Origin of the sequence: Spirillospora sp. NPDC048823 (assembly GCF_043198445.1) — a bacterium.
In the GTDB taxonomy this organism is placed as follows: domain Bacteria; phylum Actinomycetota; class Actinomycetes; order Streptosporangiales; family Streptosporangiaceae; genus Spirillospora.
Map to the genome: position 1 here is coordinate 1 of NZ_JBICUT010000010.1, position 10,833 is coordinate 10,833.

Consider the following 10,833-nt stretch of genomic DNA (forward strand, 5'->3'; position numbering starts at 1 on the left):
CACGGGGCGGCCCGGCCAAATAACGACCGAACCGATAAAGGCACTGGCTTTTAACACGCTGTTGAGTTCTCAAGAAACGGACACCCACCGCGCCGGACCCGCTTCCGCGGGCCCCAGCCTCGGGGCGACTCGTCTTACTTTACCGGATCCGGGCGGACTGTCAATTTCAGCCCTTTTCCGATAACGCCCTTCCACTGCCGCTTGCGCGGCACCTTCCAGGCGGTGAAGCTATTTCATCAGATCCGGCCCGATTGTCAAAACCGACCTTTTCCGACCCATCACAGCTCGCCGGGCACGGCGAAGCCGTGTCGGCTGGTTCGTGATGGTTTCCCCGGTGTCGGCCGGCCGCCGTGCGGGCGTCCTGCATCCGTGTGGGGACGAGGGGCTAACCTACGGGTATCAGGGCGGCCACGTCAACTCGGAGGGCCGTGGGCTCCACATCGAGACGAACGGTCGGTCTAGGCGGGAACCCACCGGGCCTGGTAACCATCTATCTTCTTGGATTACCCAGCCCATATGCACGGAGGTACGACCATGGCTTACCCGCCCGCTCCCCCGCCGCCGAACGCCTACGGCGCCGGCGGCCCGCCCCCCAACCACCTGGTGTGGGCGATCCTCTCGACGATCTTCTGCTGCCTGCCCGCGGGGGTCGTGTCCATCGTCTTCGCCGCGCAGGTCAACTCCAAGTGGCAGTCCGGTGACCAGGCCGGCGCCATGAAGGCGTCCGGCAACGCGAAGACCTGGGCCATCGTGGCCGCGGTCGTCGGTGTCATCGGCGGCATCATCTCCTTCGTCATCCAGTTGTCCCTCGCGAGTTGACGGCTCCCGAGTCATGACGAGTGAGCGCCGGTCCGCCCTGGTTCTGCCGGGCGGGCCACCCACCGGGCGGCGGAGCGGCCACCGCGGCCGTTCCGCGGCCGCGGTGGCGGTCCGGCTGCTCCGGCCGGGCGGTGTCCTGGTCCTCACCGCCGTGGTCGTCTCCTACATCGGCGCGGTCGATCCGAATGAGGAAGGTCACTATCCGACCTGCCCGTTCCTGTCGCTGACCGGCTTGCAGTGCCCGGGCTGCGGCGCGATGCGGACCATCCACGCCCTCGCGCACGGTCGCGTCGATGACGCGCTGGGGCTGAACGTCTTCGCTGTGACGATGGTCCCGGTACTGGCGTTCTTCTGGTTCCGGTGGGCGAGGGCCCTGGTCCAGGACCGCCCCACCCGCACGAAGGCGGCTCACCCGGCGTTCATCTGGGCGTTCTTCGGAGCGGTCCTCCTCTTCTGGCTGGTGCGGAACCTGCCGTTCGGTTCCTTCCTCGCAGCCTGACCCCGGCCGACGGGGACCGAACCAGGCCCCTTTACGCTCTCCCGGGTGAAACGCGGAATCTTCCTGGTGACACTCCCGCACCTTGTGCGCATCCACGTCGTCCCGCCTGTGGGCGGGTACTCGCCCGGAGGTCGCCGGTGAACGGACGTGCCCTGGTTCTCGGCGGTGGCGGTGTCGCGGGCATCGCGTGGCTGACCGGCGTCATCGCCGGGCTCGCCCAGGAGGGGACGGACGTGACCGAGGCCGATCTGCTGGTCGGCACATCGGCCGGCGCAGCGGTGGGCGCGCAGCTCGGGAGCGGCCTGCCGATCGGGGAGCTGCTCGCGCGGCAGGCGGACCCGGCGTTGCAGAACCGCGAGCTGGTTCCGTCCGGCGGCGTGTCCGTCGCCGAGGTCGCGGAGATCTGGATGCGGCTCGCCGAGGAGAACGACGATCCCGCCTTGGTCAGGCGGGCGCTCGGTGCGCGGGCGCTGGCCGCCGGCACCGTCGCGGAGGCCGAGCGGCGGGCGGTGATCGAGGGGCGGCTGCCCAGTCACGAGTGGCCGTCCCGGGCCCTGAAGGTGACGGCGGTGAACGCCCTGACGGGTGATCTGCGGGTCTTCGACCGCGACTCGGGCGTCGGGCTCGTGGACGCGGTCGCGGCGAGCTGCGCCGTCCCGATGATCTGGCCGCCGGTGACGATCGACGCCGTCCGGTACGTGGACGGCGGCGTGCGGTCGGTGAACAACGCCGACCTCGCCGCCGGCCACGAACGTGTGCTGGTCATCGCTCCGATGGGCGACCCGGGGCTGGACGCGGACATCGCCGTGGTGAACGACCGGGGCGGGCGCGTCGAGGTGATCAATCCGGACGGCGCGTCGCTGGAGGCGTTCGGCACCGACCCGCTGTCCCCGTCCACCCGTACACCGGCGGCGGACGCCGGGGTCAAGCAGGGCCTGGCGCTGGCCGCGGGCATCGCCCGGTTCTGGGGCCCGGACGTACCGGACGGCTCGTAGCCGTCACATCGCCGGCAGGCGGAGTCAGGCCGGGTCGGTGTAGGCCGGCGGGCGCTTCTCGAAGTAGGCGCGGACGGCCTCGACCTGGTTGGGGGTGCCGCGCAGTTCGCCGAGCGTCCGTGACTCTTCGAGGTACTGGCCGGCCAGGTCGTCGTCCGACGCGCGGTTGAGCAGGCGTTTCGCGCCGCGGACGGCGTCGGGGCTGTGGCCGGCGATCTCCCGGGCGAGCTCGGTGGCGGCGGCGTGCGGGTCGGCGGCGGTGCGGGTGGCGAGGCCGATGCGGGCGGCCTCCTCGCCGCTGATCATGCGGCCGGTGAAGGTGAGTTCCTTCGCGACGTCCTCACCGATGAGACGGATCAGGGCGGCGGTTCCCGTCATGTCGGGCACCAGGCCCCAGCGGATCTCCAGGACCGACAGTTTCGCGTCGGGGGCGACGATGCGGATGTCGGCGCCGAGCGCGATCTGCAGGCCGCCGCCGAGGGCGTGGCCGTGGACGGCGGCGATGACGGGCTGCGGCATCTCCCGCCAGGTGTGCACGGCCTGCTGGCCGAGGTTGGTGATGCGTCCCGGTTCGCGGGCGGTGATGTCGCGCGCCAGCCGCCGGAACCGGGCGCTGCCCTCGCCGGCGGCGGAGTCACCGGCCATGGCGGCGAAGTTGGCGAAGTCGAGCCCGGCGCAGAACGCGCGGCCCTCGCCGGACAGGACCACGGCCCGGACGGCCGGGTCCGCGCCGACCGTCTCCCCGGCCTCGGCGAGCGCCTCGAACGTGGCGATGTCGAGGGCGTTCAGCTTGTCGGGGCGGTTGAGCCGCACGTCGGCGACTCCGTCGTGGACGTGCACGGTCACGCGGTCGGTCATGCCGGGGTCCTCATCTGTCGGCGATCTTCTCAGGGTGACGATTCCATGCGCCGCCGCAGCCAGTCGAGGGCCGCGTCACCTCGGGTTCTCTGGAAGGCGCGCAGGGCGGGCCCGGGAGCGGCGGTGGGCGCGTCGATGGGCGCCGGAGTGATGGCGGACGCGAGTTCGGCGCATTCGGTGCAGCGTCCATTCACGCATTCTCGCGGGACTGCGGTCAGGTGACGGGAACGATTCTCGCGTCGGCGAGCCGGCCGGCCTGGATGTCGAGGAGGCCGAGGGTGCCGTGGGGCTGGCGGCGCCGGTCGGTGGGCGATCCCGGGTTGAAGATGCGGACTCCGTCGCCGGTCTCGTCCAGCGGGATGTGCGAATGCCCGAAGACGACGAGTTCGGCGCCGGGGAACCAGCGGCGCATCCGTGCGGTCCGGCCGCGGGCCTGGCCGCTGTCGTGGACCATGGCGACCGCGAGGCCGCCGAGGTCGAGTTCGAGGCGTTCGGGGGCGCCCCACGCGGCGACGTCCGGTCCGTCGTTGTTGCCGAGGACGGCGTGGACGGGCGCGTATTCGGCCAGCTCGTCGAGGACGGAGGCGACGCACACGTCGCCGGCGTGCAGGATCACGTCGGCGTCCCGCAGGTGCGCGGCCACCTGCGGCGGGCACGCCTTCCAGCGCCGGGGCGCGTGGGTGTCGGAGATGGCCACCGCTTTCACACCTCCCATCGTCCCGTACACGTCGGTCGGGCCGGAGACGGGCGGGCGGGGTCGGCGCCCGTCCGTTCGCGGCCCGGCTGGAAGCCGTCCGCCCAGGACGCGTGCCGGGGGCGCCAGTCGAGGCGGAGCCGGGCTCGGGAGTTGCGGGCTCCGCGCAGCTCGTTCATGTACGCGACGCCCCAGCCGCCGACGGCGAGCCGGGCGCGGGCGGCGGGGACGCGTCCGGGCGCGGGGGCGTCGAGTGTGCGGGCGAATGCGGGCAGGAACTCGGCCATGGTGACGGGTGTGTCGTCCACGACGTTCAGGACGCCGGTCAGGTCCTTGTCGAGCGCGGCGACGAGGGCTGTCGCGGCGTCGTCGGCGTGGGTGAACGACAGGGTGGAGGTCCCGCCGCCGACCACGGGCAGCTTGCCGGCGCGGACCTGGGCCGTGAACGCCCCGTCCCCGGCGAAGGCGGAGCCCGGCCCGTACAGGTGGCCGAACCGCAGGACCAGTCCCCCGGCCTCGGCGGTCAGCCGTTCGAGTTCGATGAGGGCGGCGAGGACGGGGGTGAACTGCCGGGGCGTCCGGCCGGTCCAGAGGGGGGCGTCCTCGTCGGCCAGGCCGTCCCCCGGCTGGTAGGCGTAGGCGAGGCCCTCCGCGAGGACGCGGGTGACGCCGGCCTGCGCGGCCGCGGCGTACAGGTTGCGGGCGCCTTCGGTGCGGAGCCGGTTGGTGGCCGCGAAGTCGCGGGCCAGGCGCCTCGGGTCGGGCGCGGCGGGGATCGCGGTGAGCAGGTTGACGACCGCGTCCGGCGCGGCGTCCGCGACGGCGCCGGTCAGCGCGTCCCGGTCGAGCGCGTCGGCGGTCACGGTGCGTCCGGCGGTGGCCGGGCGGCGGGTGCGGGACAGGCCGGTCACCTCGTGCCCGACGGCCTCCAGCAGCGGGACGAGCCGGCGCCCGATGACCCCGGTGGACCCGGCGACGAGAACTCGCATGACGACCTCCCCTGATCCGTCCCGGCGGCGTCGCCGGGAAACGACGGTTCGGCATCAGGACGGGTCAGGGGCGCCGGTCGTGACGTACCGGGACGTGATTCAGGCCACATCAACGTCGCGAGGCGAGTGATTTTGCCACGCGGGGATTCGGACACCGGTGGGAAACAACTGTAAGCATGCTGTCATTACCGTGCGCTGAGCTGCGGAGTTACGCTCGGATTCCCTCGCGTTCGTCCAGAAGGATTCCGGCCGTACGCCCCCGGTCGTTCCGACACGGCGACCCAGCATCGCGGGGGAAGAGGGGGCGGCCGGGCCCCGAGGAGGATGATCACTCCCTTGCACCGGCCCCGGGGCCCGGCCGCCTTTCCCTTTTCTCCGCGGGGTGGCCGGGGCGTTACGGGGTCAGGTAGAGCTTGCGGTCGAAGACGCCGGAGCCGGGGGTGCTCTCACCGCGGGCGATGGCGGCGCCGCTGCCGGTGCCGTTGGACGGGCAGAGGAAACTGCTGCCCGACTGCCGGACGAGCGTGATGTCGTCCGCCGCACCCTGCGCGTCGTCGAGACCGGGAAGTGGCCGGTTCGGGTTGTCGCGGTTGTAGACGTCGAAGGCGAGCCCGGGGGCGTCGCCGGTCTGGAAGCCGTAGTAGCAGGTGACGGTGAAGCCGAGGATCTTGCCTTCGATCTTGAAGTTGAGGCCGGCGTTGATGGTCAGCGTGCCGTCGCGTCCGCCGTCGACCGGGTCGTGGGCGACCTGGCCGCTCTTGTCGGGCAGTTCGCTCAGGTCGAGGTCGGTCGCGGGCGAGCTGAGCCCGTTGGAGGTCTCGCAGGCGCCGATCGACGCCGCGGTCAGCTCGCCGGCGCCCGTGGGCACGACGGTGCCCTGCAGCGTCGCGCTCTCACACGACCCGGTCACCTCCGAGCCCATGAAGTCGACGGAGAAGTTGAGCGGCCCGACCGTGGAGACCTGCCAGTTTCCGGAGTAGGGCGCTCCGGCGGCGGTCTCCTCGCGGACGGTGGTGGTGGCGGCGGACGCGGTGCCCGCCGCCAGGGCCAGCGCGGCGGACGCGGCCACCACCGGAGCGGCGAGTCTGATGGGAGCTTTCACGGGGTCTCCTCCTCGGGAGAGGCCTTTGTGCTTCCGTGTGCGGCAGGCCCGCACACGGCCCCCTTTTCGCGCGGTGAGCGGGGAGACATGACCGCGCGGAATACAACCTGTTTGTACCCGAGTGATCCGGAGAAACAAAGACCCGATCAGAAATTGATTCACGTCTTATAATATTTCGTCAAAGTGGCGGAGGAAATCACTAAACCGAACGTGAACTCACTCTGTGAAATCGACCGAACGCACTAGGAGAAAAGCCCAGGAAATGGCGGGCCCTCGCGGCCGGTCAGGTGATGGCGGACCTGTTCGCGAGGAAGCCGGCCACCTGCGGGGCGACGCGGTCGGCCCAGGCCCCGATGATGTCCTCGGCGTCGGCGAGCTGCGATTCGAGCAGCGCCAGGCCGGGGGTCGGGACGTTCGCGCCCAGTTCGACGAGGAGCGGCCGCAGATGCGTCTCCACGGCGAGGTGGTGCCTGGGGTCGCCCATCACCATGAGGGGGAGGGCGGCCGCGGACGCCAGCGAGCCTGCGCCGAAACGGTCGAGGAACACCTTCAGCAGGCCGGTGTAGGTGGCCTTGTAGGTCGGGCTCGCGACGATGAGGACGTCCGCGCCGCCGACGGTGTCCAGGGCGTGCTGCACGCCGGGCGGCGGGACAGCGCTCAGCAGGTCGGGCGCCAGCACCGACAGGTCGACGGTCGCGGCGTCGGTGGTGACCCCGATCCGCTCGTCGACCGCCTCGGCGGCCTGGAGCGCCGCCCCGAGGGTGCGCGACTTCGGCCGCGGGTTGCCCGCCAGCACGACGGTGCTCATGCGCCCGATCCCCCGGTCGTCGGCAGGCCCGCGGCCCGCCACGCCCGGAACCCGCCGACGACGTCGGTGGCGCGGGTGAGGCCGAGGTCGTGCAGGGACGCGGCGGCGAGGCTGGAGGTGTAGCCCTCCGAGCAGAGCACGATGACGCGCAGGTCGTGGCCGGTCGCCACGGGGAGGCGGGCGGCGGACACCGGGTCGAGGCGCCATTCGAGGACGTTGCGTTCCACGATCAGCGCGCCGGGCACCTCGCCCTCGTCCGCGCGCTGGGCCGCGGGCCGGATGTCGACCAGCAGCGCGCCGTCCCGCGTCTCGGCGTGGGCCTGACCGGGGTCGAGGCGTTCCAGCCGGACGCGCGCGTCGGCGAGGATCTCATCGATCGTACGAGCCATGGCATCCAGCATGGCAGACGTCATCGCGCCGCGAGCTGCGCCTCGGCGGAGGCGAGGATCTCCTGGATCCGCAGGCCGTGCGCGGCGTCGAGGGTGCCGCCGGGCTCGCCGGGCTCGCCACGCACCGCACCGGCGAACTCCGCGACCATGGTCGCGAACGCGTCGTCGCCGAGTTCGGACCAGTCGAGCCGGGCGTGTCCCTCCCGCCCGTACACCTCGACGTGGGCGGGCGGCAGCTCCCCCGTCCCCGCCATCGAGACCGAGGCCTGGCTGACCGCGCCGCCCTCGTGCTCCAGCGTCAGGCCCAGCCAGCCGAGGGGGTCGCCGTGCGCGCGGACGCCGGCGACCCGGCCGAGCGAGGCGTCCAGCAGGTCGACGATGTGGGGGCCGAGGTCGAGCAGCGCGCCCTTCTCCAGCCGCCACGGAGTGGCGAACGGCCCGCCGCTCAGCACCGAGGAGACGAACGAGCCGTAGCCGCCGAACGGGTCGAGGTCGCGGACCCGGCCGAGGAAGGCTCGGGCGGCGCGCGAGTAGCGCAGGGTGAAGACCATCTGGGAGACGACGCCCGCCTCGGCGATGGCGCCGGCCACCCGGCGGGCGCCGTCGAGGTCCATGGCGAGGGGCTTTTCCAGCAGGACGGCCTTGCCCGCGCGGGCGGCCCGCGCGGCGAGCTCGGCCTGGACGTCCGGCGGGACGGAGAACGCCACGGCCTCGCAGGCGTCGAACAGGTCCTCGATCCGCTCGAACGAGGGCGCGCCGTGCCTGCCGGCCAGTTCGGCGGACGCCTCCGGCCGCCGGGCCCACACCCCGGCGAGCCGGGTGGACGGCCCCGCCGCCAGCGTCGGTGCGTGCACCATCCCGGCCCAGGGGCCCGCCCCGACCAGCCCCACCGCAACAGAATCGCTCATGGGGCAAACCTAGACGATCTACCCGTCGGTCAGTTCACGGAAGAAGTCCCTGATGTCGGCCACGAGCAGGCCGGGCTGCTCCAGGGCGGCGAAGTGGCCGCCGCGCGGTCGAACTCCGTCCACCGGACGATCTCGTCGGGCCGGGCCGCGGCCGGCGTCAGCAGCCGCCGTGCGTGATCATCCAGTCGTCGAGGAACACCTGGACGTGGTGGTCGTAGAGACCGCCGTCGGTCAGGTAGCCGCGCGCGGACGCGTAGTCCAGGCCGCAGGTCGCCCGCCCCGCCTCGATCGCCCAGCCGTCCGGGGCCGTGATGCCGTCGGCGGCGATCAGCGCCAGGAAGTTCGCGTCGGCGGAGCCGTGGTCGGGCTGCGCCGGGGCCGGGTTCCGGGGTTCGGTGACGGTGACGGTGGGCCGCGTCTCGGGCGGCGCCCGCCTCTGCTCCGGTTCCTGAGCGGGCGGCGCCGACGTCCGGGTCTCGCCGACCCGTCCGGCGTCGCGCGTCTCCCCCGGGTTCAGCTCCATGAACGCGACCGCGCCGGCGATCGCCAGGACCGCGGCGATCAGCGCGGCGGCCGCGACGATGATGATCTGCCTCATGTCGTCCCCCCGATGGGCGGCTGCGAGGGAGAGCCGGGCAAGGTCTCGCCCATCCCTCGCCGCTGGGCGGGGCCAACGACACCAGTATGCGCGTGGCCGCGCCATCACCGGCAGGGACGAAAGTCCCGGACATTACGGGATACTTTAAGGCAAACCGGGTGCACTCAGCCGAGTTGGACGCCGAAGAACAGGGCGGCCAGGGCACCCACCGCGCCGAGTGCCCCCCAGACGGCCAGGCCCGCCTTGGAACCGGCGCGGGTGTGCAGGAACGCCGCCACTCCCGACAGGAGGACGAAGACGAGCTTCACCTCCAGCGTGCGCTGCGCCGCGTCGCCCATGTCGCCCGCGGTGATGTTCCAGACACCGGTGAGGACCAGGACGGCGAACGCGGGCCAGGCGACCATGTTGTACCGGCGGGCGGCGACCTTGGTGACGCCCTCGAAGCCGCGCAGCGCCGGGACGAGCGCGCCGAGCGTGATCTGCCCGCCGACCCAGATCGTCGCGGCGAGCACGTGAAGGAAGAGCCGCACATCGGCGGTGGTGACCTCGAGCACGGAGTGCCTCCCTGGACGGACCGGACGTTGATCGGGATCGGTTCACCGGGACGCTACCGCCTGCCCCGGCCGGATCGCGCACCACCCCGCGGGTTGCCCGGAAAGGGACCTTGGTCCCTAACGCTTCCGCCCGCCGGTGCCCCAGGCTGGACGAATGAAGCTCGACCAGAGCGGGCTCGAGATCCTCGACGAGGACGAGTGCCGTGACCTACTAGCCCGGGCCGCGATCGGGCGGATCGTCTTCACCCATCAGGCGCTTCCGGCCATCCAGCCGGTCAACTTCGCGTTCAGCGACGGCGACATCGTGATCAGGACGTCGCGCAAGTCGAGGCTGGCCACCGCCGCCACCGACACCGTCGTCGCGTTCGAGATCGACGAGTTCGACACCGGTGCGAGGACGGGCTGGTCGGTGGTCGCCGTCGGGCGCGCCCGGCACGTCGCCGATCCCGCCGCCGTCGCCGGGCTGGAGGCCCTGCCGCTGCACACGTGGGCACCGGGCGAACGCGACCACTTCATCCGCATCCGCCCCGAGCTCATCACCGGCCGCCGGGTCGGCGGCGCCGCCGGTAGTGACGCCGCCGGTGCCGGCTAGCCCGGTTCGCCGGTCAGGACCTCCTCGACGGGACGGCGGACGCTGGACCGCCCCTCGCCTTCCACGGCCCCGAGCCGCAGCAGCAGTTGCGGGTCGGCGTCGGCGCAGAACTGGGTGCGGATGAACGCCCGCAGGTCCGGAATCTGGAGCGCCTGGGTGTGATAGGCGGCCGACAGGCCGTGCTCGGCGGCGCGCAGCAGGACGCGCTGGAGCGCCTGGCCGGACTTCAGCCAGTGGGCGGGCGTGTCGCCGCCGGAGACCAGCAGCACGACGAGCCCGCTCCGCGCCGTCCCGTCGTCGGGGTCGGGCTCGGTGCCCCAGCCCTGGCCGCGCGCGAAGTCGCGGGCGGGGAAGTACGGCGCGGTCTGCGGGGTCCGCTGCGGGTAGGCGCCCTCCTGGACGCCGTCCCTGCGGGACGTCCCGGGCGCGGGCGCCCACCGGGCGATCTCGGTGGCGTAGGCGGGCGAACGGCGCTGGATGTGCTCGGCGGCGTCGGTCAGGGCGGCCAGCGCGCCCTTGACGTTGGCGTCGACCGCCTGGACGAGCCTGGCCCCCTCCCGCTCGGCGGCGTGCCGCAGCAGGCTCTGCACCCCGGCGGGGACGGGATCGGGCAGGAACCCGCCCCGGTGGCTGTGCCGCCGCCGGATCTGCGCGTGCTCCAGCTCGACGGCGGCGTCCGCGGGCTCCCCGGGGCGCAGGTCGACGTCGGCGAGCAGGTGCGGCCGGTCCGGGTCGGGCAGCAGGTGGACCACCGGGTCGTACCCCAGCATGCGCAGCGACAGCCGCAGCGTGTAGAGCGCGGCGCCGCAGCTGATCAGCATCTCCCGGCCCATCGGATCGGCGACGCCCAGCCGGCGGTCGGGGTCGGCGCGCAAGGTGATCCGGGCGCCGCGCACCCCGAACCGCCACGGCTGGGTGTTGTGCACGGAGGGCGCCCAGATCGCGTCCTCGACGGCGCGCCGGACGTCGGCCGCGACACGCTCGGATTCCATCGGTGTGGTTCGCATGATCACTCCTTCCCGGTCTGC

The 10,833-nt window shown here is 72.7% G+C and carries 14 protein-coding genes; 4 read left to right on the plus strand and 10 right to left on the minus strand.

Going from position 1 to position 10,833, the window contains the following annotated elements:
* The first annotated feature begins 534 nt into the window (after positions 1–534).
* The 3 genes from ACGFK0_RS22545 (at position 535) to ACGFK0_RS22555 (ending at position 2,313) form a co-directional block, all read left to right on the plus strand.
* Entirely contained in the window at positions 535–819 is a 285-nt protein-coding gene (locus tag ACGFK0_RS22545; RefSeq protein ID WP_392907630.1) for a CD225/dispanin family protein, read from the plus strand.
* Between the two features lie 13 nt (positions 820–832).
* Positions 833–1,318: a DUF2752 domain-containing protein gene (locus ACGFK0_RS22550; protein WP_392907632.1), complete on the plus strand. Its 486-nt coding sequence runs from the start codon at positions 833–835 to the stop codon at positions 1,316–1,318.
* A gap of 137 nt (positions 1,319–1,455) precedes the next feature.
* Entirely contained in the window at positions 1,456–2,313 is an 858-nt protein-coding gene (locus tag ACGFK0_RS22555; RefSeq protein WP_392907634.1) for a patatin-like phospholipase family protein, read from the plus strand.
* 24 nt (positions 2,314–2,337) lie between these two features.
* On the opposite strand, the gene ACGFK0_RS22560 is transcribed toward ACGFK0_RS22555, so the two are convergent.
* The 9 genes from ACGFK0_RS22560 to ACGFK0_RS22600 all read right to left on the minus strand — a co-directional run bounded on the left by ACGFK0_RS22560 (position 2,338) and on the right by ACGFK0_RS22600 (position 9,213).
* Complete coding sequence (locus ACGFK0_RS22560) at positions 2,338–3,171, minus strand: crotonase/enoyl-CoA hydratase family protein (protein ID WP_392907636.1); 834 nt, start codon at positions 3,169–3,171, stop codon at positions 2,338–2,340.
* Between the two features lie 214 nt (positions 3,172–3,385).
* Positions 3,386–3,886 (minus strand): metallophosphoesterase family protein, encoded by a 501-nt coding sequence (locus ACGFK0_RS22565; protein WP_392907638.1) that lies wholly within the window; start codon positions 3,884–3,886, stop codon positions 3,386–3,388.
* On the minus strand, positions 3,874–4,854 hold the full coding sequence (locus ACGFK0_RS22570; protein WP_392907641.1) for an NAD-dependent epimerase/dehydratase family protein: 981 nt from the start codon (positions 4,852–4,854) through the stop codon (positions 3,874–3,876). The genes ACGFK0_RS22565 and ACGFK0_RS22570 overlap by 13 nt, the downstream gene beginning before the upstream one ends.
* 394 nt (positions 4,855–5,248) lie before the next feature.
* On the minus strand, positions 5,249–5,956 hold the full coding sequence (locus ACGFK0_RS22575) for a hypothetical protein (protein ID WP_392907644.1): 708 nt from the start codon (positions 5,954–5,956) through the stop codon (positions 5,249–5,251).
* A gap of 283 nt (positions 5,957–6,239) precedes the next feature.
* Complete coding sequence (locus tag ACGFK0_RS22580; protein WP_392907647.1) at positions 6,240–6,764, minus strand: NADPH-dependent FMN reductase; 525 nt, start codon at positions 6,762–6,764, stop codon at positions 6,240–6,242.
* Positions 6,761–7,153, minus strand: coding sequence for a rhodanese-like domain-containing protein (locus ACGFK0_RS22585; protein WP_392907649.1), 393 nt, complete (start codon positions 7,151–7,153; stop codon positions 6,761–6,763). Before ACGFK0_RS22585 ends, ACGFK0_RS22580 begins: the two co-directional genes overlap by 4 nt.
* A 20-nt stretch (positions 7,154–7,173) precedes the next feature.
* The gene (locus ACGFK0_RS22590) at positions 7,174–8,061 is read right to left on the minus strand and encodes a Gfo/Idh/MocA family protein (protein WP_392907651.1); all 888 of its coding nucleotides are present in this window, start codon (positions 8,059–8,061) and stop codon (positions 7,174–7,176) included.
* A 157-nt stretch (positions 8,062–8,218) separates the two neighbouring features.
* Positions 8,219–8,659, minus strand: coding sequence for a DUF732 domain-containing protein (locus tag ACGFK0_RS22595; RefSeq protein ID WP_392907653.1), 441 nt, complete (start codon positions 8,657–8,659; stop codon positions 8,219–8,221).
* Between the two features lie 164 nt (positions 8,660–8,823).
* The gene (locus ACGFK0_RS22600) at positions 8,824–9,213 is read right to left on the minus strand and encodes a hypothetical protein (RefSeq protein ID WP_392907655.1); all 390 of its coding nucleotides are present in this window, start codon (positions 9,211–9,213) and stop codon (positions 8,824–8,826) included.
* Between the two features lie 154 nt (positions 9,214–9,367).
* Here ACGFK0_RS22600 and ACGFK0_RS22605 point away from each other — a divergent pair, with 154 nt between their 5' ends.
* Complete coding sequence (locus ACGFK0_RS22605; protein WP_392907657.1) at positions 9,368–9,805, plus strand: pyridoxamine 5'-phosphate oxidase family protein; 438 nt, start codon at positions 9,368–9,370, stop codon at positions 9,803–9,805.
* Here the strand turns inward: ACGFK0_RS22605 and ACGFK0_RS22610 are convergent.
* Positions 9,802–10,812, minus strand: a complete 1,011-nt coding sequence (locus ACGFK0_RS22610) for an Acg family FMN-binding oxidoreductase (RefSeq protein ID WP_392907660.1) — start codon at positions 10,810–10,812, stop codon at positions 9,802–9,804. The two genes, ACGFK0_RS22605 and ACGFK0_RS22610, sit on opposite strands and share 4 nt — an antisense overlap.
* Between the last annotated feature and the right edge of the window lie 21 nt (positions 10,813–10,833).